Annotated in this window: 22 protein-coding genes; 6 read left to right on the top strand and 16 right to left on the bottom strand. The window is 70.2% G+C overall.

The window, feature by feature from the left end; genetic code table 11:
- Nucleotides 1-206: 206 nt before the first annotated feature.
- The 7 genes from ACHWVH_RS12975 to ACHWVH_RS12945 form a co-directional block, all read right to left on the bottom strand.
- A complete protein-coding gene (locus tag ACHWVH_RS12975; RefSeq protein WP_010340927.1) occupies nucleotides 207-1,199 on the bottom strand; it encodes a YheT family hydrolase in 993 nt (330 codons plus the stop codon).
- 67 nt (nucleotides 1,200-1,266) lie between these two features.
- On the bottom strand, nucleotides 1,267-2,061 hold the full coding sequence (locus ACHWVH_RS12970) for a 1-acyl-sn-glycerol-3-phosphate acyltransferase (RefSeq protein ID WP_019801786.1): 795 nt from the start codon (nucleotides 2,059-2,061) through the stop codon (nucleotides 1,267-1,269).
- A gap of 113 nt (nucleotides 2,062-2,174) precedes the next feature.
- Nucleotides 2,175-2,594 (bottom strand): hotdog fold thioesterase, encoded by a 420-nt coding sequence (locus ACHWVH_RS12965; RefSeq protein WP_017908098.1) that lies wholly within the window; start codon nucleotides 2,592-2,594, stop codon nucleotides 2,175-2,177.
- A 144-nt stretch (nucleotides 2,595-2,738) separates the two neighbouring features.
- Nucleotides 2,739-4,760, bottom strand: a complete 2,022-nt coding sequence (locus ACHWVH_RS12960) for a phospholipase D family protein (protein WP_394687360.1) — start codon at nucleotides 4,758-4,760, stop codon at nucleotides 2,739-2,741.
- Nucleotides 4,760-5,380, bottom strand: coding sequence for a YceI family protein (locus tag ACHWVH_RS12955; RefSeq protein ID WP_394687321.1), 621 nt, complete (start codon nucleotides 5,378-5,380; stop codon nucleotides 4,760-4,762). Before ACHWVH_RS12955 ends, ACHWVH_RS12960 begins: the two co-directional genes overlap by 1 nt.
- Nucleotides 5,371-5,847, bottom strand: a complete 477-nt coding sequence (locus ACHWVH_RS12950) for a histidine phosphatase family protein (RefSeq protein WP_010340932.1) — start codon at nucleotides 5,845-5,847, stop codon at nucleotides 5,371-5,373. The genes ACHWVH_RS12955 and ACHWVH_RS12950 overlap by 10 nt, the downstream gene beginning before the upstream one ends.
- A gap of 15 nt (nucleotides 5,848-5,862) precedes the next feature.
- The gene (locus tag ACHWVH_RS12945; protein ID WP_017913046.1) at nucleotides 5,863-6,495 is read right to left on the bottom strand and encodes a ParA family protein; all 633 of its coding nucleotides are present in this window, start codon (nucleotides 6,493-6,495) and stop codon (nucleotides 5,863-5,865) included.
- Between the two features lie 127 nt (nucleotides 6,496-6,622).
- Here ACHWVH_RS12945 and ACHWVH_RS12940 point away from each other — a divergent pair, with 127 nt between their 5' ends.
- Nucleotides 6,623-8,116, top strand: a complete 1,494-nt coding sequence (locus ACHWVH_RS12940) for an AAA family ATPase (RefSeq protein ID WP_295943910.1) — start codon at nucleotides 6,623-6,625, stop codon at nucleotides 8,114-8,116.
- Nucleotides 8,117-8,314: 198 nt separating this feature from the next.
- Here the strand turns inward: ACHWVH_RS12940 and ACHWVH_RS12935 are convergent, their stop codons facing one another.
- Nucleotides 8,315-9,229 (bottom strand): AEC family transporter, encoded by a 915-nt coding sequence (locus tag ACHWVH_RS12935; RefSeq protein WP_295924982.1) that lies wholly within the window; start codon nucleotides 9,227-9,229, stop codon nucleotides 8,315-8,317.
- A gap of 224 nt (nucleotides 9,230-9,453) precedes the next feature.
- Complete coding sequence (locus ACHWVH_RS12930) at nucleotides 9,454-10,065, bottom strand: M48 family metallopeptidase (protein ID WP_267083477.1); 612 nt, start codon at nucleotides 10,063-10,065, stop codon at nucleotides 9,454-9,456.
- 190 nt (nucleotides 10,066-10,255) lie between these two features.
- On the opposite strand from ACHWVH_RS12930, the gene ACHWVH_RS12925 reads away from it, so the two are divergent.
- Both ACHWVH_RS12925 and ACHWVH_RS12920 read left to right on the top strand, forming a co-directional pair.
- On the top strand, nucleotides 10,256-13,978 hold the full coding sequence (locus tag ACHWVH_RS12925) for an indolepyruvate ferredoxin oxidoreductase family protein (RefSeq protein WP_394687320.1): 3,723 nt from the start codon (nucleotides 10,256-10,258) through the stop codon (nucleotides 13,976-13,978).
- A 118-nt stretch (nucleotides 13,979-14,096) separates the two neighbouring features.
- Entirely contained in the window at nucleotides 14,097-14,846 is a 750-nt protein-coding gene (locus tag ACHWVH_RS12920; RefSeq protein WP_394687319.1) for a hypothetical protein, read from the top strand.
- A gap of 304 nt (nucleotides 14,847-15,150) precedes the next feature.
- Here the strand turns inward: ACHWVH_RS12920 and ACHWVH_RS12915 are convergent, their stop codons facing one another.
- From ACHWVH_RS12915 to ACHWVH_RS12885, 7 genes are all read right to left on the bottom strand, one after another.
- Nucleotides 15,151-15,933: a hypothetical protein gene (locus ACHWVH_RS12915; protein ID WP_295924988.1), complete on the bottom strand. Its 783-nt coding sequence runs from the start codon at nucleotides 15,931-15,933 to the stop codon at nucleotides 15,151-15,153.
- A gap of 377 nt (nucleotides 15,934-16,310) precedes the next feature.
- Nucleotides 16,311-16,913 carry a class I SAM-dependent methyltransferase gene (locus tag ACHWVH_RS12910; RefSeq protein WP_267117672.1) on the bottom strand — a complete coding sequence of 201 codons (603 nt, stop codon included), beginning with the start codon at nucleotides 16,911-16,913 and terminating at the stop codon, nucleotides 16,311-16,313.
- 70 nt (nucleotides 16,914-16,983) lie between these two features.
- Nucleotides 16,984-17,808, bottom strand: a complete 825-nt coding sequence (locus ACHWVH_RS12905) for an NYN domain-containing protein (protein WP_043095422.1) — start codon at nucleotides 17,806-17,808, stop codon at nucleotides 16,984-16,986.
- Between the two features lie 104 nt (nucleotides 17,809-17,912).
- Entirely contained in the window at nucleotides 17,913-18,728 is an 816-nt protein-coding gene (locus tag ACHWVH_RS12900) for an EcsC family protein (protein WP_173003393.1), read from the bottom strand.
- Nucleotides 18,729-19,112: 384 nt separating this feature from the next.
- Nucleotides 19,113-19,535, bottom strand: coding sequence for an NUDIX hydrolase (locus ACHWVH_RS12895; protein WP_043094046.1), 423 nt, complete (start codon nucleotides 19,533-19,535; stop codon nucleotides 19,113-19,115).
- A gap of 97 nt (nucleotides 19,536-19,632) precedes the next feature.
- Entirely contained in the window at nucleotides 19,633-21,027 is a 1,395-nt protein-coding gene (locus ACHWVH_RS12890; RefSeq protein ID WP_394687318.1) for an MFS transporter, read from the bottom strand.
- 160 nt (nucleotides 21,028-21,187) lie between these two features.
- Nucleotides 21,188-22,096, bottom strand: coding sequence for a DUF4424 family protein (locus ACHWVH_RS12885; protein WP_394687317.1), 909 nt, complete (start codon nucleotides 22,094-22,096; stop codon nucleotides 21,188-21,190).
- Nucleotides 22,097-22,254: 158 nt separating this feature from the next.
- Between ACHWVH_RS12885 and ACHWVH_RS12880 the strand changes: the two genes are divergently transcribed.
- The 3 genes from ACHWVH_RS12880 to ACHWVH_RS12870 all read left to right on the top strand — a co-directional run bounded on the left by ACHWVH_RS12880 (nucleotide 22,255) and on the right by ACHWVH_RS12870 (nucleotide 26,024).
- Complete coding sequence (locus tag ACHWVH_RS12880; protein ID WP_394687316.1) at nucleotides 22,255-24,078, top strand: family 43 glycosylhydrolase; 1,824 nt, start codon at nucleotides 22,255-22,257, stop codon at nucleotides 24,076-24,078.
- Nucleotides 24,079-24,175: 97 nt separating this feature from the next.
- Nucleotides 24,176-24,733, top strand: coding sequence for a lysozyme inhibitor LprI family protein (locus ACHWVH_RS12875; protein ID WP_017910234.1), 558 nt, complete (start codon nucleotides 24,176-24,178; stop codon nucleotides 24,731-24,733).
- Nucleotides 24,734-24,854: 121 nt separating this feature from the next.
- Nucleotides 24,855-26,024 carry an XAC2610-related protein gene (locus ACHWVH_RS12870; protein ID WP_394687315.1) on the top strand — a complete coding sequence of 390 codons (1,170 nt, stop codon included), beginning with the start codon at nucleotides 24,855-24,857 and terminating at the stop codon, nucleotides 26,022-26,024.
- Nucleotides 26,025-26,073 lie beyond the last annotated feature (49 nt).

Genomic DNA, 26,073 nt, shown 5'->3' with positions numbered 1-26,073 from the left:
GCGCCGAGGCGCGCCGAACATGCCGGGCTGCGCAGATGACTCGGTGCGCCGGGCAGCGCTACGTGGTGACGGCGGTGATGGTGCGGGAACGGCGGAAGGAGCGTCGACGCGTGCCGCACCCGGGAATCCCGGTGCGCCCACCTTGCCGACCGCCTGCCGCACGCGGGCGCGGGCGAGGTCGCCCGCCGGCCTGCGCGAAACGCCGCTTAGGCCTCCACCAGCCCCTCGGTCAGCCGTTCGGCCACCCAGCGTTCGGCGAAGCCATCGCCGCGCGCGTTCTCGATGAAGCCGCAATGGCCACCCCAGCGGGCGATCTCCAGCCGGGCGATGTCGGGCAGGCGCCAGCTGCGGAAGTCGTCCAGCGGGATCACCGGATCGTCCTCGGCCATCAGGATGTCGGCCGGCACGCGCAGGCCGAGCAGGCGCTCGCCGGCGATGCAGTAGCTGTCGAAGTAGGCGTCCAGGCTGGCGAAGCCGGCGTGGCGCTCGGCCAGCCAGGCCATCAGCCCGCGCATGTCCAGCGCCAGGGTGGCGTCGTCGTAGCCGTGGCGGTCGGGGAACAGTTCGCGCTTGCGCAGCAGCGACTCGCGCCACTTGCGGCGGAAATACCAGTCGTAGAACTGCGGGCCGTTCTCGATCCGCTGCATGGTGGTGGCCGGGTCCAGCAGCGGGCACACCGCGGCCACGTGCTGCAGCGGCAGCCCCGCCGCCGGCGCGCGCAGCGCCAGGCGCAGGGCGAAGTTGCCGCCCAGCGAGTAGCCGGCGGCGAGCAGGGTCGGCGCCGGGAAGCGCCGCCACAGGTCGCAGGCGGCGTTGACCACTTCATCCAGCCGCTCGGAGTGGAACAGGTCCACGTTGAGGTGGTGGGTACCGCCGTGGTCGCGGAAGTTGAGCCGGAACACCTGGTAGCCCAGCGCCAGCATTTTGGCCGCGGTCAGGCGCATGTAGCTGGAGTCGGCGCTGCCTTCCCAGCCGTGCAGCAGCAGCACGGTGCCGCGCGGCGCTTCGCCGGCCGGCACGCTGAGCCAGCCCTGCAGGCGCACGCCATCGCCGCCGTCGAGGATGTGCGAGGTGGTGGTGGCGCCGCTGGCGGCGAGCAACTGTTCGCCACGGCGCACGCGCAGCAGGCTGGAACCCAGTACCGATTGGACGTGCGGGTTGCGCAGCCAGCGAGGGGGGGAGTAATCGGTTGCGTTCATGGGCAGCGAGCTTGCACCCGTCGACTGGAGTAATCGGTCAGGCGCGGCGTGGTCGGTGTCCCGGTGTTCAGGGTTGTGCCATCGCCGTGACGATGCGCGCACGCGAGATCTCGGCGATGCGCCGGCGCCCTTCCACGTCCTGCAGCCGGATCGGCTCCAGGAAATGCACCTCGGCCACCCGCCCCGGCTCGCCGAGCAGGCGCAGGAAGTTGGCGAAGAAACTCTCGTGCGGACCGAACGCGACGATTTGCTGCGCCGAGCCGCCGGCACCGTAGCGCAGCGCCACCGGCTGCACCGCCACCTCGGCCTCGACCGCGGCCTGGAAGATGCGCGCATGGAACGGCCCCACGTCCTGGCCGCTGCGGGTGCGCCCTTCCGGGAACACGCCGACCGAGCAGCCGGAGCGCAGCCGCTCCAGCATCGCCTGCAACACCCCGCCCAGCGACTCGGTGCTGCCGCGCTGGTGGAAGATGGTCTGCCCGCGCGCGGCCAGCCAGCCGACCAGCGGCCAGCCGGCGATCTCGCGCTTGGCGACGAAGCCCATCATGCGCTGGCTGTGCAGCATCACGATGTCGATCCAGCTGACATGGTTGGCGACGAACAGCACCGGATTGGGCAGCGGCGCGCCGATGCGGCGCACGCGCAGGCCGAAGATGCGCAGCAGCCAGGTCGACCACCAGCAGACCATGCGGTCGCCGAAGGACTCGGTGCCGGCGCGGCCGGGCGACAGCGCCATGCACACCAGCAGGAACGGCAGCGACAACAGCACGTGCAACGCCAGCAGCGGCACGCGGTAGCCGTAACGAACCCAGCGCAGCGCCCCACCGTATTGGCGCATGGCGGGTGGGGAGAACTCGCTCATTCGAACAAGGGTACCGGAAGCGGGGGCCTAGCGGACAATTGTGTCACCCCGAAGACGCGCCCGCAGACACGTCGCCCGTGACCGCCGAGGCAGGGTTCAGCCCGGGACCGGGCTCAGCCGCGGTCGACCACCGCCAGGGTCAGCCGCGACACGCACACCGGCTTGCCGGCCGCGTCCTCGATGTGGATCTCCCACACCTGCGTGGTCCGGCCCACGTGCAGCGGCCGCGCGGTGCCGGTGACCGTGCCGCTGCGCGCGGCGCGCAGGTGGTTGGCGTTGATTTCCAGGCCCACGCAGATCCGCCCCGGCTCCACGCACAGGTTGCCGGCGGTACTGCCCAGGGTCTCGGCCAGCACCACCGATGCGCCGCCGTGCAGCAGCCCGTACGGCTGCCGCGTGCGCGCGTCCACCGGCATCGTCGCCCGCAGCCAGTCCGGCCCGGCCTCGGTGAAGACGATGCCCAGGTGCGCGATCAGGGTGTCGCGGCAATCGGCGTTGAGGACGGCGAGATCGGCAGGTTCGCGAAAGGGCATTGGAGGGCCGGGATTGGGGAGTCGGGATTGGGGATTGGCAACAGCGGCATCCCCTGCGCGGACATTATCGCGCCTGCACGGGGCATCAAGTCGCAGGGATCTGCTTTTACGAATCCCCAATCCCCAATCCCGAATCCCCGCCCCTCAAAGAATCGGCACCAGCCCAGAGCCGAACGCGGTCAACATCCGCACCAGCAGCCACTTGGGGCCGACGTTGACCTCGGGGAAGTCGCCGACCGCGCTGTAGCAGCGGTGGAAACCGGGGTCGCGCCGGGTCAGCGGCGCCGGGCAGTCGGGGCCGGGCTGGAATTCGTAGTCGGTGGCGTAGCGCCAGGGCCAGAAGTCCAGCACCGGCAGCGCCTCGGAGACCTTGCCCATGCTGTAGTTCAGGCCCGACAGCACCGGCGGCTTGACCCGCGGCGCCACCACCCAGGAATTCTCCGGCTCGATGTCGCGGCCAATGCTGGCCGCCAGCGCCTGCGCGAACGCCGGATCGTCGACGATCACCGCGCCCTCGGTGTTGTAGGTCTCGCTGCGCGGGTCGAAGTTGTGGGTGCCGATCACGCCGACGCGGCGGTCCACCACCAGCGACTTGGCGTGCAGGCCCATGCGCGCGCCCTCGCGGGTCACCGGCAGCGGCCGGTTGGCGATGCGCCGGCTCAGGTACGACGGACGGGTCTCGGTGCGCAGCACGCGGCGCGCGACCTGGCTGCCGTCGCCGCGGCTGCCGGACGGCCCGCCACTGCCGCTGCCGAGCAGCGAACTGCGTCCGGCGGCGCTGCCGCCCAGCAGCGTGTTGCGCCCGCTGCCGGTATCGCCGCCGCCGTGCTCGCCTGCGTTTTCGCCGCTGGCCGGCGCGGCCGGCACCTCGCCCTGCAACGGCGCCGGCAGCAGGTTGGCGTAGTCCACCGGCGCATCCAGCGGGAACGGCTTGTACTCGTAGATGTCGAAGCCCAGTTCGCGCAGGTTGCGGCGCTTGTACTTGTAGGACAGTGCATACACCACCGGGTTGTCGGTGGCGGCCAGGCTGTTGGTGGCCACCACCACGCGCGGTGGCGGGGTGCGCTTGCGCAGGTCGCGGAAGATCTCCTGCGCGGGGTCCGACAGCACCAGGTACGGCGTCTGCAGGATGATCTCCTGGCGTGCGTCGGCGATCAGCCGGTCGAGCTTGGGCGCGGTGGAGATGGCCTTGGGGCCGTGTTCGCGGCGGTGCTTCTGCGGCAGGTCGGCGACGTAGTCCACATGCTTCACCGGCAGCGCCGGCAGCACGAAGGCGTTCTCCACGAAGGCCGGATCGGACGCCTCCTCGCTGACCCGCTGCACCCGCTCCGGGCGCAGGAACTGCGCCGGCGGCATCGCCGGCACGCCCTGGCGCAGCAGCAGCTTGCCGACGTCGTTGAGCCGCGCCACCGGCACGCTGCGCCGGGCCGCCCAGTAGGCGTCGAAATTGGCGGCCATCGACCGCGCCACCGGGCCGGCGACCAGCACGTCGCGGTCGCGGAAGTTGTACTCGGCGTCCCAGTCGAAATAGTCGTCCTGGTAGTTGCGCCCGCCGACCACGCCGATCGCATCGTCGATCACCAGCAGCTTGTTGTGCATGCGCTGGTTGAAGCGGCGGAAGCAGCACAGCACGCTGGCGGCGTAGTGGAAGTAGTTGGGCTTGGCCAGGCCGAAGGTGGGGTTGTAGATGCGCAGCGAGAAGTTCTCGTGCGCGCCGGCCAGGGCGCCGAGGATCTGCAGGTCGGAGATCGCCGAGAGCTGGTCGATCAGCACACGCACCTGGACCCCGCGCCGCGCCGCGGCCAGCAGTTCGTCCATCACCAGCCGCGCGCTGTCGTCCTTGTCGAAGATGTAGGTCTGCAGGTCGATGCTGCGGCTGGCGCTGCGGATCAGGTTGATCCGCGCCACCAGCGCTTCTTCGCCGTGGTCGAGGATGGTGGCGTAGTGGCGCGGCGTGCCGTCGCCGGACTGGGCGAAGGCCTTGCCGGCCAGCCCGCGCAGCGGCGAGGCCAGCGCGCAGTGGTCCCCGCGCGTGCAGTCGACTTGGCGGTCGCGCGCGGCCTCGGCGATCGCCACGGCGCGGCCGTGCTGCGCCTGCGACAGGCTCGCGCAGCCGCTGCCGAGCAGCAGCGCCACCACCACCAGCACCCGCATCAATTTTGATATCACCGAGTGGCCGCCTCGGTCAGGCGTGCGCGCAGCACGAAGGTGACCCGGTCGCTCAAGGCCAGATCCCACTTGTCCATTCCGTAACGTCCACGCAATACCGTACCGCGGCTGATGACGTCGCAATCATAGCCTGCGCGGGTGCATGCGGCCGGCATGACGGTCAGCGTCTCGGCGTGGCTGACCCCGCGGATGCTCAGGATGCCGGGGATCGGCCCGCCCTTGCCCAGCACCTGCGGCGAGAACGGCTGCGAGTCGAAGGACACGGTGGGGTAGCGCGGCGCGTCGAAGAAATCCTCGCCGCGCATCCAGCCGGTGTAGCGCGGCTTGCCGGGGATTTCCACGTAGGCGGTGAACAGGCGCAGGTGCACCTGGTGGCGGCCATCGGGCAGCACGTGCACGGTGCCCTCGTAGCGCGGGAAGAAGCCTTCGATGCGCTGGCCGAAGCGGGTGCGGATCTCGAACCCGAAGCGCGACTGCGCCGGGTCCAGGGCGTATTCGCCGGGCGCCAGCAAGGCCGGCGTCACCTGCGCGTGGCCGACGGCGCACCACAGCCACAACGGCAGCAGCGCGGCGCACAGCGCCGGCCGCAGGAACCTGCGCAGCGGGCTCAGGGCCACCAGAACGCGGTCAAGCGCGCCACGCCCGGCTCGATCGCCGCGTCGTGCGGGACCCCGAGTACGGCGACGCTGGCGGTGGGCATGCCGCGGTAGTCGCCGGACTGGCCGCTGTGCATCAGTGCCGCCAGCCGCTCCAGGCCCGGGTTGTGGCCGACCAGCAACAGCCGCTCGACGTCGCGGTGGCCGTCCAGCAGATCGGCCAGGGTGCCCGAGGTCGCCTCGTAGATGCGCGGCTCCAGGCGCTGCTCGACGTAGCCGGTCAGCTCCAGCACCGCCTCCAGGGTTTCGCGCGCGCGCCGCGCCGGCGAACACAGCACCCGGTCCGGCACCAGCCGCTGCTCCAGCAGCCAGCGCCCGGCGGCTTCGGCCTCGGCCAGGCCGTGCGGCGACAGCGGCCGGTCGAAATCGGCCTGGCCGGTGTCGGCCGGTTCGGCGTGGGCATGGCGCAGCAGGATCACTTCTCGCAAAACGATGGTCATCGGTCAGGCCTTCTTGAGCCACTTGAGCAACGGTTCCCAGTCCTGCTGGTGATCGCGGACCTGGACGGAGTGGTAATCGAACAGGCTGCGGCCCAGCCCCACCAGCACCACGTAGGCCTGGCTGTCGCGCAGTTGCGCCACCACCGGGTAGGGCCATTCGGCGAGCATCTGCAGCGCCTGCTGGGTGGCATTGGTCCAGGGTTTGCTGCGGTTGAGCACCAGCCCGACCGGCAGCTTGCGCTGGTGCACCCGCGGCACCTTGGCCAGGGTGTTGAGGAAGCCGACGGTGGCCTCGATGTCCAGCGCCGAGGGCATCACCGGCACCACCACCGCGTCGGCCTCGTCGAGGAAGTGGGTCAGGTCCTCGGCCATGGCGCCGGCGGCGGCGTCGACGATCACCCGCTGCGCGTCGTCGGGCAGCGCCGCGCGCCAGCTGCGCTTGCGGCTGGCGTCGATCGGCAGCACCGCGCTGTCCAGGCCGGCACGGCGTTCGGCCCAGCGGGTCGAGGAGCCCTGCGGATCGGCATCGGCCAGCACCGTGCGCTTGCCTGCCAGCGCGTAGGACGCCGCCAGGTGCGTGGCGACCGTGGTCTTGCCCACGCCGCCCTTGGAGCCGGCCACCAGGATCGTCTTCATGCACGCCTCGCTTCCGGGGGAAGAAGCCGGAGCGTACACCGGCCCTACGTCAGCCGGTAGTCAACGCGCAGCACGCCGCCAGCCGCCGGGCTTGCTATCGTGGCGGCCCCCTTCGCCTTCCGATGCCATGAGCGAGCTGCAGGACCTGGTCGCGCTGATCCGCGCCAACACGCCCCTGATCGTGATCGAGACGCAGGAGGAGGCGCGCATCGTCGACCTGTTCCGGCAGGCCTTGATGCAGGTCTGGCGCGCCCTGCACCGCTGGTCGATCACCGAGGGCCTGCGCCGCATCGACCTGGACCGCGAGGACCCGCCGAGCGGGCCGCCGGATGCCAGCGCGGTGCTGCAGGCGATCAAGCAGGCCGATCAGCGCGGCATCTACCTGCTGCTCGACGTCACCCCGTACCTGGGCTATGCCAGCCACCAGCGGCTGCTGCGCGACATCGTCGAGCGCCGCCACTGCCAGCCGCACGTGCTGGTGCTGATCGGCACGCGGATCGAACTGCCGCCGGAACTCGAGGCGCTGGCGACCCGCTTCAATCCGCGCCTGCCCGATGCCAACGCCCTGCTGAAGATGGTGCAGGAGGAAGCGCTGGGCTACGCGCGCGAGTTCGGCGGACGCCGGGTCGAGGTCGACGGCGAGGCGGTCAAGCAGATCCTGCGCAATCTGCGCGGGCTCAGCCTGATCGACGCGCGGCGCATCGCCCGGCAACTGATCTACGCCGACGGCGCGCTCACCGCATCCGATCTGCCGCAACTGGCCAAGCTCAAGTTCGAACTGCTCAACCGCAGCGGCCACCTGCAGTACGACAACGATGCCACGCGCTTCGAGGACGTGGCCGGTGCGCGCCGGCTCAAGCAGTGGATCGCACAGCGCCGCGCGGTGTTCGCCGGCACCGCTCCGCCGGGGCTGGACCCGCCCAAGGGCGTGCTGCTGCTCGGCGTGCAGGGCTGCGGCAAGTCGATGCTGGCCAAGGCCACCGCGGCGGGGTTCGGCGTGCCGCTGCTGCGCCTGGACATGGGCGCGCTGTACGCCAAGTACCACGGCGAGACCGAGAAGAACCTGCGCGACGCGCTGGCCGCGGTCGAGCAACTGGCGCCGTGCGTGCTGTGGATGGACGAGATCGAGAAAGGCCTGGCCAGCGGCGGCGAGGACGGCGGCGTATCGCGGCGCGTGCTCGGCACGCTGCTGACCTGGATGGCCGAACGCGGCAGCGCCGACGGCAGCGCCGCGGTGTTCATCGTCGCCACCGCCAACCAGGTGCACGAGCTGCCGGCGGAACTGCTGCGCAAGGGCCGCTTCGACGAGATCTTCTTCGTCGACCTGCCCGACCCGCAGACGCGCGTGGAGCTGTTGCGCCTGCACCTGACGCGGCGGCAGCTGCATGCGGACGCGTTCGCGCTGCCGGCCTTGGCTGCCGCCGCCGACGGGTTCTCCGGTGCCGAGATCGAGCAGGCGATCGTCTCCGGGCTGTATGCCGCGCACGCCGAACAGCGGCCGCTGGATACCGAGCTGCTGATGCAGGAGATCCGCACTACCCGACCACTGTCGGTGCTGATGGCCGAACAGGTGCAGGCGCTGCGCAGCTGGGCAAGCGGGCGGACGGTGCCGGCGGATTAGCGGCAGGCGGTTGCTGAGATCAGGCGATGCCGCTGTGCGAGGCTGCGCCCGACCCTCACCCCAACCCCTCTCCCGGGGGAGAGGGGCTTCTAAATTCCTTCTCCCTCCGGGAGAAGGTGCCCCGAAGGGGCGGATGAGGGTGCGTCGCCCATGCCATGCCATACCCCATCGATCCAGGTAGCACCCTCCGGCGCAGGCTCAACGCAGCGCCCCCAACAACCACGCCCACGCCGGCAACGTGACCAGCGACAGCAGAATCCCGTAGCCGACCAGGGCCGCGGCCAGGCGCGGGGCCAGGCGATGCGAGATCGCCAGCAGCGCGGCGGTGATCATGGTCGGCATTGCCGATTCCAGTACGTTGGCCTGCAGCGCCTGCCCGCGCAGGCCCAGCGCCCACGACAACGGCCAGGCCAGGGCCGGCAGCAACAGCAGCTTCAACACCAGGCCGGCGGCCAGCGGCGCCAGTTCTTCGCGCGGCAACCGCAACTGGATCGAGAACCCCACCGCCAGCATCACCAGCGGCAGCATCGCATCGGCCAGGTGCTGCAGGCCGGAGGCGATCCACGCCGGCGGCTGCGCCGGCATCAGCGTCAGTGCGAACAGCAACGCCCACAGCGGCGGGAAGCGTGCCATGCGCTGCAGGGTCTGCCGCGGCGATGGCGGCGCCTCGCCGCTGTAGCGCGCCAGCACGTACAGGCCGAAGCTGGACAGCAGCACGAAGGTGCCGAACTGGTCGTAGACCACCGCATACGGCAAGGCCGCCTCGCCGAGCAGCGCGCGCACCATCGGGTAGCCGATGAAGCTGGAATTGCCCAGCGCCACGCACAGCAGCAGCACCGCCTGCTGATCCCGGCGCAGCCGCAACGGCCGGCGCAAGCCCAGCATCGCCAGCGCGCTCACGCCGGTCAGCAGCCACGGCGTCAGCATCAATCCGAGCAGTTCCAGATTGAACTGCAGGCGCGGCACGTAGATCAGCACCGAGGCCGGCAGGCACAGGTACAGCACCACCCCGTTGAGCACCTCGGTGGTGTTGGCCGGCAGGACGCGCTGACGCGCGAACAGCTTGCCGAGCGCCAGCATGACCAACATCAGGGCGAACGCATCGAAAGCCATCGGCACAGCACGAAATCAGCGGGTACGCGGCATCATCGCATGGCATGCGCACGCAGGCCGTCGAGGCATCGCGCGACCGAAGCCGCACCAGGCCTGCGCCCAGCACGGGCCGGCGCTCCGCGCAGGCGCGGCGACACGGTGCGCTGTGCGACCGGGCACACCCGGACTCTAGATTGCGCCGGCCACCCGCGCGGGCCGCGTCGTGCTTCCTGGACCCGCGTGCCTCAGGGCCAGGCCGGCGGCGCGGCCTTCCAGGCGGCCTGCACTTCGGCCAGGGTCGCGCGCTCGTCGTCGCGCCAGGCCGGCAGCAACGCCGCGAAATCGGCGGTGGCGCCCCACTTGTCCGGCCAGGTGCGTGCCGCCGCGGCGTACCACTTCACGGCCTCGTCCTTGCGCTGCAGGCGCCACAACGCCAGCGCCAGGGTCGGCGGCAGCCAGTCCGGCGCCGCCGGGCGGCCGTTGACCAGTGCGCTCCACTGCGCCAGCGCGCGCGCCGGATCACCTGCGCGCAGCAGATCCCAGCCATAGTTCCACTGCACCTGCCGCCGCTGCACGCCGGCGGGCAGCCCGTGCAACGCGGCCTGATACAGCTGTTCGCCCAGTTCCTGGCGGCCGCCGGCCATGGCGATGCCGGCCAGCTGGGCGCGCGCCTCGTTGGCGTTGGGATCGCGCTGCACGGTACTGGCCAGACGGTCCACCAGGGCCTCGCCGCTGCCGGCGATGGCGGTGACCGGACGGGTGGTGCCGCGGTCTTCGTCGAAGTAGAACTCTTTCGGTGCCGGCAATGCCTGCGCCCGCACGCTGGCCGCGGTGGCCAGGCCGATGCAGGCCAGCATCGCGGCCACTGCGTATGTGTATGCCTTCACTGCTGCAATCCCCTGGAGTGATCCCCTCACCCGGGCCCCATCCTACCCCGCCACGGCCGGCGTGGACGAGAACGGGCGCAAAAATCGCCGCTGATACAATCGGGGCGACCGCGCGCGGCAGGCGCTGCGCGCCCGCCAGCCTTCCATTTCCGGGCAAGCCATGAACCGCATCGCCGATCCGCGTCCGTCGTCCTCCCTCGCCGCAGCGGCCGCCGACGGCGTGGACACCCGCTATACGCTGGAAGACAAGTACACCCGCACCGATGGCCGCATCTATCTGTCCGGGGTGCAGGCGCTGGTGCGGCTGCCATTGATGCAGCAACTGCGCGACCGCGCCGCCGGGCTGAACACCGGCGGCTTCGTCAGCGGTTACCGCGGCAGCCCGCTGGGCGGTTTCGACCTGGAACTGTGGCGCGCGCGCAAGCACCTGGACGCGGCCAACGTGGTGTTCAAGCCCGGACTCAACGAGGACCTGGGCGCGACCATGGTCTGGGGCACGCAGCAGACCAACCTGTTCCCCGGCGCGCGCGTGGATGGCGTGTATGCCATGTGGTACGGCAAGGGCCCGGGCGTGGACCGCTGCGGCGACGTGTTCAAGCACGGCAACGCCGCCGGCACCTCGCGCCATGGCGGCGTGCTGGCGCTGGCCGCCGACGACCACGCGTGCCGCAGCTCGACCCTGCCGCACGGCTCGGAGGACGAGTTCGTCAGCGCGATGATGCCGGTGCTCAATCCGGCCGGGGTGCAGGACATCCTCGACATGGGCCTGCTCGGCTGGGCGATGAGCCGCTACACCGGGCGCTGGATCGGCTTCAAGACCATCGCCGAGACGGTGGAATCCTCGGCCTCGGTGCAGGTGGATCCGTTCGCGCGGCAGATCGTGCTGCCGGAGGATTTCGACCTGCCGCCGGGCGGCCTCAACATCCGCTGGCCGGATCCGCCGCTGGACCAGGAAATGCGCCTGCATCGCTACGCGGTGCGCGCGGCGCAGGCCTTCGCCCGCGCCAACGGCATCGACCGCACGGTGATGGATGCGCCGCAGGCGCGGCTGGGCATCGTCACCACCGGCAAGAGCTACCTGGACGTGCTGCAGGCGCTGGAATACCTGGGCCTGGACGCGGACACCTGCGCGCGCATCGGCATCCGCGTGTACAAGGTCGGCATGACCTGGCCGCTGGAGCCGCTGGGCATCGCCGCGTTCGCGCGCGGGCTGCAGGACATCGTCGTGGTGGAGGAGAAGAAAGCCTTCATCGAGCGGCAGATGAAGGAACAGTTCTACAACTGGCCGGCCAGCGCCGGTCCGCGCCCGAGCATCGTCGGCAAGTACGACGAGGCCGGCGAATGGATCCTGCCGTCCACCGGCGAACTGACCCCGGCCACCATCGCCGGGGTGATCGGCAAGCGCATCCTGCGTCTGCCGCAGTCCGCTGCGGTCAATACGGAGTCGATCGAGCAGCGGTTGCGCTGGATGGAGGCCAAGGAAGCCGAGATGGCGCTACCGCGCGCCAATTTCCCGCGCGTGCCGCATTACTGCTCCGGCTGCCCGCACAACACCTCCACGGTGGTGCCGGAAGGCTCGCGCGCGCTCGGCGGCATCGGCTGCCATTACATGGTGACGTGGATGGACCGCGCCACCGACACCTTCACTCACATGGGCGGCGAAGGCGTCACCTGGGCCGGGCAGGCGCCGTTCACCGACACCCCGCACGTGTTCCAGAACCTGGGCGACGGCACCTATTTCCACAGTGGCTCGCTGGCGATCCGCCAGTCGATCGCCGCCGGCGTCAACATCACCTACAAGATCCTCTACAACGACGCGGTGGCGATGACCGGCGGGCAGCCGGTGGACGGCACCCTCAGCGTGCCCGACATCGCCCGGCAGATGCGCGCCGAAGGCGTGCACACCATCGCCCTGGTCAGCGACGACATCGGCAAGTGGACGCGCCGCCGCGAGCTGTTCCCCAGCGACGTGGAGTTCCACGACCGCAGCGAGCTGGACGCGGTGCAGCGGCGCCTGCGCGAGGTCAAGGGCACCAGCGTGCTGATCTACGACCAGACCTGCGCCACCGAGAAGCGGCGCCGGCGCAAGCGCGGCAAGCTGCCCGATCCGCCCAAGCGCGTGCTGGTCAACTCGCTGGTCTGCGAAGGCTGTGGCGATTGCGGCGAGAAGAGCTTCTGCGTGTCGGTGCTGCCGAAGGAGACCGAGTACGGGCGCAAGCGCCAGATCGATCAGTCCAGCTGCAACAAGGACTACTCCTGCGTGTCCGGGTTCTGCCCCAGCTTCGTCACCGTGCACGGTGGGCAGCCGCGCAAGGGCCGCAAGGCCGACGCTGCGGCGCTGCTGGAGCAATTGCCGACACCAAGCTTCCGCAGCGACCTGAGCCAGCCCTGGAACATCCTCATCACCGGCGTCGGCGGCACCGGCGTGGTCACCATCGGCGCGCTGCTGGGCATGGCCGGGCACCTGGAGGGCAAGGGTGCCAGCGTGCTCGACCAGACCGGCCTGGCACAGAAGGGCGGCGCGGTCACCACGCATATCCGCATTGCGCGCCAGCCCGAAGACCTGCACGCGGTGCGCATCGCCGCCGGCGAGGCCGACCTGGTGCTGGGCTGCGACATGGTGGTGGTCAACGATTACTGGGCGCTGTCCAAGGTGCGCGGCGATCGCTCGCAGGTGGTGCTGAACAGCTACGAGGCGATGCCAGGCACCTTCACCACGCACCCGGACATGCAGTTCCCGGCCGCCGAGATCATTGCCGGCGTGCGCCTGGCGCTGGGCGGGCGCGATCCGCTGTTGCTCGACGCCACCCAGCTGGCCACCGCCCTGCTCGGCGACGCCATCGCCAGCAACCTGTTCATGCTCGGCTACGCGTGGCAGCAGGGCCTGGTACCGCTGTCGCACGCGGCGCTGATGCGCGCGATCGAACTCAACGGCGCAGCGGTGGCGATGAACCAGCAGGCCTTCGCCTGGGGCCGCCTGGCGGCGCTGGACCTGCCGGCGGTACGACGCGCGGCGGGTCTCGCCGATCCGGCCGCGGACGAACGCGAACGCCAGGCGCCGGGGCTGCAGCAGCTGCCGCCCGGCGAGTGGGAAGGCCACGAGGCCGGTGCCAGCGCCGCGCCGCGCAATCCGTCCAATCCGCGTCCGGCGCGCGAATTGCCGGCTGCCGCCGACAGCGGCGATGCCGGGCACGCGCCGCTGGACGACAGCCGTCTGTCGCGCTCGCTGCCCGAACTGGTCGCACGCCGCCACGCCTTCCTGGCCGATTACCAAGATGCTGCCTACGCCGCGCGCTACACCACGCTGGTGGAGCGCGTGCGCGCCGCCGAGCAGCGCGTGGCGCCGGTCTCGACCGCGCTGACCGAAGCGGTGGCGCGCTACGCGTTCAAGCTGATGGCCTACAAGGACGAGTACGAGGTGGCGCGGCTGTACACCAGCGGCGCGTTCGCGCAGCAGCTGCAGGCGCAGTTCGAAGGCGACTACCGCCTGCGCTTCCACCTGGCGCCGCCGCTGCTGGCGAAGAAGGACGAACACGGTCGGCTGCGCAAGCGCGAGTACGGCCCGTGGATGTTCACCGCGTTCAAGTGGCTGGCCAAGCTGCGCCGGTTGCGCGGTGGCGCCTTCGACGTGTTCGGCTACAGCGCCGAGCGCCGCGGCGAACGGCAGTTGATCGCCGACTACCTCGCCACCGTGGACGAACTGCTGCAGCGGCTGCAGGCGGACAACCTGGCGCTGGCGGTGCAGATCGCCAGCATTCCGGAACACATCCGCGGCTACGGCCACGTCAAGGAAGCACACCTGCACGAGGCCAAACAACAGGAAGCGCGGCTGCTGGCGACCTGGCGCAATCCGAAGGCGCTGCATATCGTGCAGGCGGCCTGAGCGGGAGACGAACGCCTGCCGCCGTGCAGCGGCGGCGCAGTGGCGGCATCGGGGGCGTCTGACCGAACGCGGCGCGGCTGGCGCTGCGCCTGCAGCCTTCCCGCGTTCCCTGGCGTCCATGCATCTGCCGCAGAAGCGGCTGCAGCCGCGACCCGACTCCAGCCGCACGCAGGACAGCAGCATCGCCCAGGGCGCCCAGCCTTGGGCATCATCCGCACGTTGCGTGGATCGCCAGCGATCCACGGCCGCATCACCCTCGAAGGAACATCGCGTGAAGCGTTTGCTCAAACTCGCATGCGTGGCGCTGGTGGGCGCCATCCTGCTGTTCTACCTGCTGGCGGAGCACGCCGGCCCCTGGATCATGCCGCGGTTCATCACGATCCGTGTCGTGGCGGGACCCGATCGGCCACTCTCGGGCGCTAGGATCCGCGTCCAGCAGGACGTGTGGTCGATTCCGTGTCTGAGCTACATGGGGATCTCCGGCGCGAGTTGCGCGTCGGGCAAATGGACGGTCTTCCATGGCCGCCTGGATCGCAACGGCGAAGCGCGGGTGTTGGTCTTTCAGGCAGCCGGGCTGCGGGCGGATTCGTATATCGCCTGCATCAATGGGAACCAGTACGAGGGCTACTTCGCCTACACAGAGTGGCCAGAGCAACAGGACGTGCAGCGTCTCACCCTGGACTACAAGCGCCTGGAGCAGCAACGAACAGGTTGCATGAACGGCTATGGAGAAGAACGGCTGGCGGCGCCGGCCTGGTGGGATGCCGCCTTGAAGGAAGACGCGGAGGCGGAGGCGGAGGAGGACGATTCGTCGCAATCGACGTCTCAACAACCTCCGGATAGCTCACCGACATCGGACGGACCGTAGGAACCAGGCTGCAGGAGCGGCTTCAGCCGCGACCTGCCATGTCACCAGGTGGCGATGCAGCCTATGCCCAACGGTTTGCAGCGCACTACTACCATGCAGATGGATCCCGGTCGATCGCGATGCTGCCGATGACGGAAGGGTCTGCGCGTCGGGATTGAAGTCCCTCCCACACGGTCGCTTGCGTACACTTCGCATACGACACAGCGGCCCTGGGCGAGCGGCCGCTGTGTCGTATCAGGATGCGATTCGATCGAGTGCCTGGTGGCAACTCGACCGAGTGCCATTCAACGCAACGAACGTCGAATCAGACCCGCGGATCAGGCGGGTTGCCGCGGCCCGGGCGATCGTAGCGATCCGAATCGAAGGCCTCGCGTACGGCCGCCTTGGCCTGTGCCCAGCTCAGCCGCGAGCGATCCTTGGCGCGCTCCCAGCCGCTTTCCAGGTCCGTGTCCAGGCGGTCGTCCCAGACCCGGTCGCGGTAGCGGCTGCGCGCCTGCACGCCGTAGCGGTAGGCCGGGCGGTAGTCGTCGTAGCTGCTGTCGGTCTCGCGGTAGTCCAGGGTGTCGAAGCGATCGGCGTAGTAGCGGTCGCTGTCCTCGTAGGTGCGGTAAGTGGCGTCGGCACGCTCCCAGGAATCGCGCGCGGCCAGCCGCGCCTCGTCCCACTCCAGGCGCGAGTCGCCGCGGCGCGTGCCCCAGTCGTGAGACAGTTCGCGCTCGTGTTCGTCCCAGGTGCGCGAGGGATACTGCTCGCGCGCCTGCAGGCCGAGCCCATAGGCCGCGGCGTAGTCGCGGTCGTAGTCGTAATCGGCCTTGGCGTAGTCGCGGTTGCGGTATTCCTCGCGCCAATAGGCGTCCTCGCCGGTGGGATCGATGCGCTCGGCCACGCCCTTGCCCGCGGCTGCGCCGGCGACCACGCCCACCGCCGCGCCGATCAAGGTGCCGAGCGGCCCGAACACGGTGCCGGCCAGCGCGCCCGCGGCCACGCCGCCAGCGGTGCCGCCGATGCCGACCCCGACCGGATGCGAACCCGGGGTGCCGGAAATCGGATCGCGATTGAGATCGCGGGCTTTGTCGTTGTTGTCCATGGGTATGCTCCGTGGCGAAGGAAGGAAGCACCGGCTGCAGGCCCGTTCGGCGGCGGCGGGTGTCGGCGCACAGTCGCAAGCGCGTGGTGAATCCGCCGTGGCACGGCGGTGAACCCGTGATGAGGGAGAGAGTGCGGCTTCGTCACCTGGACACAACGCCTACTGCGTCGCCCACCATGCAGCGCAGGCATGCAACCGGCCAAGACAGTGCTGCATCAAGCACGTCGGCGTATTCGGTACGACCACGCACTCCGCGTCGCTGACGCATGCACAGTCACGACATGGCTGACGCAGTCAGATTGGGCGCCCACGGCGTATCCGCCTGCGCGATCGCGCTCCCGCACGGCGCCAAGGCATCGCCGGGTGGCACTGCTGCCTCAGCCGCGCCGCCAGACCAGGCAGCGGTTGTTGGCCGGCATCGCCACGTCTTCCTGCAGCGCCAGTCCCTGCGCCTGCGCCAGCGCGTCCACCGCCTCGGCATCGCGGATGCCGCTGGCCGGGTCGCGCGCCTTCAGCCACGCATCGAAGTCGCGATTGCTGTCGCTGGTGAAGGCGCCGCCGTAGTTGAAGGGGCCGTAGACCACCAGCATGCCGTCGGCGCTGTTTGCCAGCAGTTGGCCGACGCCGGCGAAGAACGCCTGCACAGCGTCCCAGCCCATGATGTGCAAGGTGTTGGAAGTGAACACCGCATCGTAGCCGGTGCGCGGCCACGGCCCCTCGCGCACGTCCAGGGCCAGCGCCGGCGGCGTGTTCGACAGCGCCGCCACCTCCAGCCACTGCGCGATGCCGGGCAGGTGCTCGGCGCGCTCGCTGCATTGCCAGGTCAGCTGCGGCAGCGCCGCGGCGAAATGCACCGCGTGCTGGCCGGTGCCGCTACCGATCTCCAGCACCTGGCGACGATCGGCGAACTGCCGCTGCAGCACCTGCAGGATCGGATCGCGGTTGCGGTCGCAGGACGGGGCGTAGGGTCGATCGCTCATCGTGGCGTGCACCTGTGTGTGCCATTGCGCGCCACGACGGCACGCACCAGTGCGAATGGCAGCGGACGGCTCATCCGCGCGAGCGCACGAAGATGCGCTTGCCGCCGCCCTCGTTGCCACGCTCCTCCAGTTCGAAGTGCGACGACAGCCGGCGCAGCAGGTCGCTGAGCTTCTTGTGCCCGTACAGGCGCGGATCGAAATCCGGCCGCACCTTGTTCAGATAGCTGCCGACGCTGCCGAGCCCGGCCCAGCCCTGGTCGTCGGAGGCCTCCTCGATGGCCTGGCGCAGCAGGGTCAGCGGCGCCTGCTTGGTCTCGGTGGCGGCGGGCACGGGCTCGGGCTTGGCCGGCGTCGCGGCCGGCTTCTTGCGGCCCTTGGCCGCCGGCTTGGCAGCCGCAGCGGCGGGCTTGGCCGGCTCCGCCGAGCTGGCCTCGCTGCGCAGCACTTCGGTGTAGATGAACTTGTCGCAGGCCTGCACGAACGCATCCGGGGTCTTGCGCTCGCCGAAGCCGTATACGGTCGGTCCTTCCTCGCGCAGGCGCTGCGCCAGGCGGGTGAAGTCGCTGTCGCTGGAGACCAGGCAGAAGCCGTCGAAGCGGCCGGTGTAGAGCAGGTCCATCGCATCGATGATCAGCGAGCTGTCGGTGGCGTTCTTGCCGCTGGTGTAGGCGAACTGCTGCACCGGGCTGATCGAGTGCTTCAGCAGCGCCTGCTTCCACTGGGTCATGCGCGTGCTGGTGAAATCGCCATAGATGCGCTTGACGCTGGCCAGGCCGTACTTGGCGACTTCGGCGAGCAGGCCTTCGATCACCGACGGCTGCGCGTTGTCGGCATCGATCAGCACCGCCAGCCGTGGCTGGTCGTCGTCGCTGTCGGAACGGTGGCGGGTTTTCATGGCGTGCACCTGCGGCAAGGAAAGATCGGGAGAAGCGTGGCGGCGGCCACCACTGTGCCAGCGCGCGCTGCCCACAGCCAGCGCAACGCGGCGACCGCCATGGCTCATCGCCCGGCCGGCAAGGCCTCGTAGGCCTGGCGTACCGCCGCCTCGCCGTAGCGGCGCTCCAGCCGGCGCACGATGAAGTGGCCGCGCGCCATCGCCTGGAAGTGCGAGATGAACACCGTGTTGAGCAGCGCGCCGCTGGCCGCGCCGACCAGCGGTACCGCCTGCGCCGCCAGCTTCTCGCTGACCGTGACCGAGAACTTGGCGGCGATGCGCGACAGCAGCGACACCAGCACCGGCGCGCCCTTGCTGCCCAGGCCGTGCGCGGCGATGTACTGCGCCGCGGCGCTGAGCTGCTGCGCCATCGCCGCGCGCACCGCGAAGTAGCCCGATTCGCTGCCGTCGTCGCGGTGGCTGCGGCCGCCATGCGCCAGCACCTCCAGACACGCGAGGGCGGTCGCCGGGTCGTCCAGGCGCTCGCCCTCGGCGCGGGCGATGTCGGCGATCGAACGCAGCATCAGGGTCGTGGTCAGCGGCAGTTCCACCACCAGCCCGGGCAGGCCGAAGAAGCCGCCGGCCGCACCGGTCGCCGCCACCGCGGCGCCATGCAGGCGCGGCCGTGCGCGTTCCGGCGCCTGCCCACGCAGGGTCAGCAGCGCCGAGCGCAACGCGACCCGCAGCGCACGCTGGCTGACCGCATCGATGCGCGAGGACAGCAGTTTCGGCAGGCGCTTGTTGATCAGCGCCTCGATCGGCGCGCCCACCGCATTGGCGATCTTCGCCGCCAGGCCGGGGTGTTCCAGCAGGGCGCGCGCCTGGGCCAGGTCGCGGTGGTCGGCGGCATCCATCACGGGGACGGGCAATAGCGAGGTCATGGCCGAAGCTCGTGGCGAGGGAGGCCACAGCATGCACCGGGCCGCCCCGGCATGGTGTCGAGGGACGATGACCGGTGCGGGACGTTAAGGAATCGCGCGGCCGGAACGCGTGATCGGGATTGAGGCAGGCCCCTGCCGCACACCGCGCCTGCGTCTGGCCCACGCGGCGCCGGGCGCGGCCAGACAGGACGGCCGGTCCACCGCCAGGCCAAGCGTGGCGCCCTGGCCCCGGCGACATCGCGCCGGTCCACCGAACTGGCCATGGCCCAAGGTGGCAGGATCGGCGCTGCAGAGGCAGCCGTCATAGCGGCGGTTGCATGCCCCGCGACGCACGCTGTAAACCCGCTTCTCGTATCGCAGGCAACAACTGGCCGGCCAGACCAGCTACCCCTGCACGCACTGAGCCAGGTAGTCGCGCAGGCGCTCCTGCAGATGGGGCACGGCCTGGGGATGGGCGAGAAATTCGGCCACGGGCATCAGCAGCCACCCCCGGCCTTCATCGCCGAAGCGGATGCTGGCGATCTCGACACAACTCAGGCGGCCAACGAACAACCAGCTCGGCAGGGACCCGGGCTGCAGGGACGGATAGCAGCGGCCCCAGGTCAGCCTGTCTTCCTCCAGCACTAGGCCGAACTCCTCCTGCAGTTCGCGCAGAGCGCAGCGCTCAGGGCTCTCGTCGTCCTCGCGGCCGCCGCCAGGCAGGTCCCAGAGTCCCGGCCAGGGAATCTCCGGCTTCACATCGCGCTGGTACACCAGCAGCGCGTCGTCGCACAGCAGCGCCAGCTTGGCGCCGTTGAACGGTTGCATGGCGTCCTCCGCGGTAGGTAAAGGGCCAGTCTGGACGCGATGCACGCCTCGATGTGCGCCAGGCCACTTCGCGCGCGTCTCAACATATCCCACACGCCTAGATCCGCTCCAGCGCGCGCTGGCGGGTGCGCGGCCCGAACCGGCCCACCACCGCGGCGGCGATCAGCAGGCTGGCGGCGATGCAGGCGAGCACGCCGCGGTGGCCGGTGCGCTCCAGCAACACGCCGATCAGCAGGCTGCTGGCGGCCGTGGACAGGCGGCTGAAGGAGTAGCAGAAGCCGACCGCGCGGGCGCGCAGCGCGGTGGGAAACAGTTCGGCCTGGTAGCCGTGATAGGCGAAGCTCATCCAGGCATTGCAGAAGGTGACCGCCGCGCCGCAGGCGATCAGCAGCAGCGGCTGGCTCTGCCAGGCGAACAGCAGGCCGAACAGCATCGCGCCCAGCGCCGACACCACCACCTGCCACTTGTTCTCCCAGCGCTGCGCAACGCCGATCAGCAGCAGCGGCGCCAGTGGATACGCCAACGAGATGGCGAAGGCGTAGCCCAGGCCGTGCACGCTGTCGGCGCCCTGCCGCGCCAGCAGCGCCGGCAACCAGTTGCCGAAACCGAAGAAGCCGATCGCCTGGAAGATGTGGAAGCTCACCAGCATCGCCATGCGGCGCCGGTACGGGGGCTGCCACAGCGCGGACAGTTGCGGCGTCGGCGCGGCCGGCGCCGAGGCCGGCTCGGGCGCGGGCAAAGGCCGCCCCAGGTCGGCGGTACAGCGCGCTTCCAGCCGCTGCAGCACCGCGTCGGCCTCGGCGTGGCGGCCCTGGGTGGCCAGCCAGCGTGGCGACTCCGGCAAACGGCTGCGCAGCCACCACACCGCCAGCGCGAAGCCGCCGCTGAGCAGCGCCACCCAACGCCAGCCGCTCAGGCCCAGCGGCGCGTGCGGCACCAGCGCCCAGGCGCTCAGCGCCACCGCCGGCACCGCCAGGAACTGCAGGCAGAACGCCAGCGCGAACGCCGCGCCGCGCATCTGCCGCGGCACCATTTCCGACAGATAGGTATCGATGGTGACCAGTTCCACGCCCAGGCCGATGCCGACCACGCCGCGCCACAGGATCACCCCCAGCGCGCTGTGCTGCAGGCCCATCGCCACCGTGGCCACGCAGTACCAGAGCAGCGCGAAGGAGAACACCGCGCGGCGCCCGACACGATCGACCAGCGGGCTGAGCAGGCTCGCGCCGAGGAACAGGCCCAGGAACGTCGCCGAGGCGAACGCGGCCTGGTCGGCGATGCCGAACACGCCGGCCGCGCCCTCGGCGAAGATGCCGTCGCGCAGCAGGCCGGGGCTGAGGTAGGCGGTCTGGAACAGGTCGTACAGTTCGAAGAAGCCGCCCAGCGCCAGCAGCGCGACCAGGCGCCACAGGCTGCGGGTCGGCGGCAGGCGTTCCAGGCGCGCCGCCACCAGGGCGACGGGATCGGAAGCGGCAACGGCGGCATCGCGCATGCGGGTGGGTCCTGGGGGGAAGGAAACGCGCCGCCGCATGCTGCCCGATCCGCCGCCGCGCGCGCCACCGAGTCGGGTCGAAACTGCCGACCGCGCCGGATCGGCGTTCAGCCGGATGTCGGCTTCGACGCGACCGGCCGCTGCGGGCGCCGATTACGCGTCAGCGCAGGAACAGGATGTCCAGGTCGCGGTCGGGCACGAAGTCGCGCTGGCGAAATTCGAAAGTGAGCGCATCGGTGCGCTGCAGGTCGCCGTCGAAGCACAGGCTAAGCAGGTCGCCGGGGGCGCGCTTCTTCAGGGTCAGGTGGAAGTCCTGGATCGGCCCCTTCCAGTTGGCGCCGGTGCGCAGCACGTAGCGCAGGTTGCTCCACTGCAGGCCGTTTGCGCCGGCGCGGCGACGCAGGCGCTGCTGGGTGGCGGCGTCCAGGCAGGTGGACTTGGCGTACTCGCCGATCAGGTCGCTGGCCGGCATCGGCACGCCGGTGGCGACGCTGGGCACGTAGCTGTGGCGGATCGCCACCGTGCCGCCGGCGGGAAAGCGCTGCTGCCAGACGAAGTACTCGCTGAGGGTGAAGCGCGGCTGCCCGTCGGCGTCGAACCAGCGCGCGGGCAACGGCGTGCGACCGGCCGGGACGGTGCCGCCCTCGACATACTCGGCCAGGTCGTCCGGCGTCCAGCCGCTGGCCGCCCAGGCGCGCGAGATGTCGCTACCGTCCAGCTTCGCCACCAGCTTGCGCTCGGTGCGCACCGGCTTGCCGTCCACCCACAGCCTGAAGTCGGTGAGCGCGCTGTGGTCGGCCATGCCGAAGTACATCGGCGGCATCGGGAAGGCGATCGGCACCAGCAGGTCGCGCGTGCTGGTGTTGGTGAACACGTAGTCCACCTGCACCCGCTCCTCGCTGATGAACAGGTCTTCCTTGCTCATGCGGATGTCCGGCTGGCGGATCAGTTCGATGGAGCCATTGGCGTCGCCGATGCTGCTGTCGTTGGCGAAGGCGGCAGCGGCCGCGAACAGCAAGGACGACAACAACACGGGCAGCAGGCGGCGCAGCGAGACGTTGGCGGTCATGGAGTCGGAGGTCGGCGAGGGAAGGCGCCGCGGCCGCAGCACGGCAGCGGGGAACGGGCGGGCGCCATGGTAACCGCGGCGGCATGGCCTGCCGCATCGCGCCCTGCCGCTGCGTTTGCTACGGTAGCCGGCGCCGCCACGGGGGGAAGGCCATCGCCATGTTCAGAGCATTCGCAACGCTGGCCCTGCTGGCGTCCGCCGGGCTGGCCGCGGCGCAGGCGCCAGGCCAGCGCAGCTATGCCAATCCGATCGACCTGGATTACCGCTACAACTTCGAGCAACTCAACGAAGGCATTTCCTACCGCACCGGCGCCGACCCGGTGTTCGTGCGCTTCGGCGATGCCTACTATCTGTTCCAGACCCTGGCCGACGGCTACTGGCGCTCCAGCAACCTGCTCGACTGGCAGTTCGTGACGCCCAGCCGCTGGCCGTTCGAGAGCATCGTCGCGCCGGCGGTGGTGGCCGACGGCGACCGCCTGGTGATCATGCAGTCGGCCTTCGAACCGCGCCCGCTGCTGCAGACCCGCGACCCGGCCAGCGGCAAGCTCGACTTCCTGACCCGGCTGCTGCCCACGCTGCCGCGCGCCCAGCCGATCGGCACCGAGATGAAGGGCCGCCCGCTCAGCGACGTGCCGCCCGGCCCCTGGGACCCGGACCTGTTCATCGACGACGACGGCCAGTGGTACCTGTACTGGGGCTCGTCGGACCGCTATCCGCTGTATGGCATCGCCATGGATCGCAACGCGCAGGGGTTCGCCTTCCGCGGCGTGCCGACGCCCTTGCTCGCGCTGGACCCGGCGCAGCACGGCTGGGAGCGCTTCGGCCCCGACCACCGCGGTGCCCGCTTCCCCGACGGCAACCCGATCGGCAGCTACCTGGAAGGCGCGTGGATGACCAAGACCGGCGGCCGCTACTACCTGCAGTACGGCGCGCCCGGCAGCGAGTACAACGCCTACGCCAACGGCGTGTACGTCGGCGAGCACCCGCTCGGCCCGTTCGTCTATGCGGCGTACAACCCGGTGGCCTACAAGCCCGGCGGCTTCATGCAGGGCGCCGGCCACGGCTCCACCTTCCAGGACGCGCACGGCAACTGGTGGAACAGCGGCACCGCCTGGATCGGCGCCAACTGGACCTTCGAACGGCGCATCGTGCTGTTCCCCGCCGCGTTCGCCGCCGACGGACAGATGCGCGTGTCCACCCGCTTCGGCGATTTCCCGCACTGGATGCCGGACGGCCCGGTGGCCGACCCGGAGGCACTGTTCACCGGCTGGATGCTGTTGTCCTACCGCAAGCCGGCCACCGCCTCGTCCACCCTGGACGGCTTCGCCGCCGACCGCGCCACCGACGAGGACCCGCGCAGCTACTGGGTGGCCGCACGCAACACGCCCGGCGAGACCCTCACCGTGGACCTGGGCGGGGAACGCAGCGTGCGCGCGGTGCAGGTCAACTTCGCCGACTACCGTGCCGGCCGCTACGGCGATGCGCCGGACATCTACACCGCGTTCCGGCTGCAGCACTCGCGCGACGGCCGCCACTGGCTGCCGCTGGCCGAGGTCGGCGACGGCGCCGACCGCCGCGACCGGCCCAACGCCTACCTGCAAGTGCCCGCGCCGGTACGCACCCGCTACATCCGCTACGTGCACGGCCACGTCGGCGCCGCCCACCTGGCGATCAGCGACCTGCGCGTGTTCGGCAACGCCGACGGCGCCCCGCCGCCGGCGCCGACCGGCGTTGTCGCGCAGCGCGATGCCGACCGCCGCAATGCCCGCGTGCACTGGCAGGCGGTGCCCGGCGCCGTCGGCTACAACGTGCGTTGGGGCCTGCGTGCCGACCGCCTCAACCTGACCTACCAGGTGTTCGCCGACCGCGGCACCGACCTGGAGATCCGGGCGCTGAACCGCGACCAGGACTACGTGTTCGCCGTCGAAGCCTTCGACGAGCGCGGTGTCTCCCCGCTGAGCGCCCGCATCGCCGTGCCATGAAGCCATCACCGCCTTCCCGTATGCTTGGCCCCACCTCGACCACGCACCGGCGATGCGGCGCGCGGCAGGATCGGTTACCGATCGAAGGAGAAGGACGATGCACCAGCACCAGGGAACCCAGCACCAGCGCCGGCTGCGCGCCTGGCTGATCGCCGCGATGGTCGCCGGCGTGTGCGGCAGTGCCGCCGCGCAGCAGACCGACCCGCGCGATGCGCAACTGCAGCAACAGCAGCGCCTGCTGCAGCAGCAGGCCCAACAGATCCAGCAGATGCAGCAGCAACTGCAGCAGATGCCGCCGGCCGGCGCCGACGCCGCTGCACCGCGCGATGGCCTGTCCGCCGCCTACCACGACTGCCGCAAGCAGGCGCAGGGCCTGGACGAGAGCCGCCGCTGCATCCAGCGCGAACAGCGCGTGCAGCAGGAGCGCCTGGACCGCGCCTACGACAAGCTGCGCTACCGCATCAGCGGTACCGACCGGTCCCGCCTGATGGACGCGCAGTCCACCTGGCAGCAGTCCAACGACCAGGCCGCACAGCTCGACCGTGCGTTCGGCGCACGCGGCCAGGAGGCGGGCCTGCAAAGCGCCGAAGCCACCCTGCGCCGGATCAGCTCCCGCGCCGACGAACTGGAAGGCTATACGCGCGGCGGGCGTTGAGGGCAGCGACAGGCAAGCTGTCGGACGATACGCGGCAGCGTGTTGCGGTGCCGAGCGGGCGATTGTCCCCGGCAGCAGCGCACGGTTGAGGTCTTTCAAAGGCGTTGCATGGAGGCCGGAGATGGCAGGCATGGAACAACGGGATCGGATTCGTAAGCGGAGCACGTCGCCACAACTGCCGCACCCTGGCCTTGTCTCATCGTTCAAATGGGCGCACGCGCGCTGGCTCGGCACCCGGTGCCTCGGGGCCCTGTCCGCGATCGTGCTAAGTGGCGCAGTCGCGGCGGCTCCGTCCTTGCCGTCGGGCGCGGAGTTGTTGGCGTTGCAGAAGGACGCGCTGCGTCCGACATATTCGCAGTGTCTCTCCAAGGCGATGCAGCAGGAGGCGCGGGAACGCTGCGTGGACGAGGAGTTCGCCTACCAGGATGGCGAGTTGAACAGGGTCTACCGCGCCCGCATGGCGGCCCTGCTCTCCGCGAAAGAGCGATCGACGTTGCAAGCCGCGCAGCGCCAGTGGATCGCGCAGATCTACCAGAACCGCTGCAAGCTGCCAGAGCAGGCAAGCCCGGCGATGCGCCTGGATGCCAAGCAATGCAGACTAGCCACGACGATCGGCCGACTGCGCCAACTGAACGATCCGCAGTTCGTCGCGTCGATCAGTGCCGCCAGGCCGATCACGCCGTCGCCCGATGCAGGCTCGGTGGCGAAGGTGTTCACTGCGACTGGGCTGCCGGATGCGGCGGGACAGGTCGCGTTTTCCCTGGGAGATCTAAGCCTGCAGGTCGCAGACGCGCATTGTCGCGACACCGGCGGGCTACTCCTGCGCTGCGCGCCCGCGACGGTCGTGGTGCAGCGTCAAACAGGTAAACAGTCCATCCCTGTCCCGTCGCTGGTCTTTTTGAACAAGACAGCGGATCAACAGGACTATGTCGCCGCCTACCGCGGCACCATCGCCCAACAGGGCGAAGAGAGCGAGGGCCTGCGCTATACCGTGATCGTCTCGGACATCAATGGCGACGGCTACGACGATCTGCTGTTGTGGACCGACTTTTCCGGCCGCCTCGGCGCGCCCGCCTATACCTATTATCTATTCGATCCAAAGGCCAAGCGCTTTTTGAAGAGCGAGAAGCTCGCACAGGCGACACGCGGCCTCGCACTCTCGGGCATCAGCGGCACGACCCTGCACCTGTGGTCCGAAGAAGGACAATGCAAACGCACCATGGTGACGCTTGCACTGCACGGAACGACACCGACGCGGCATTCCAGCAAGACCCTGGATTTCTGCGAGTAGCCAGCCAGTACGGCGCAGCCCTCGCACGCCCCAGAGAGACAAGGACTTC

It is taken from the genome of uncultured Xanthomonas sp. (genome assembly GCF_964278005.1).
Classification (GTDB): domain Bacteria; phylum Pseudomonadota; class Gammaproteobacteria; order Xanthomonadales; family Xanthomonadaceae; genus Xanthomonas_A; species Xanthomonas_A sontii.
Note: the sequence above shows the minus strand (reverse complement) of the source record. Positions and strands in the feature narration are given on the sequence as shown.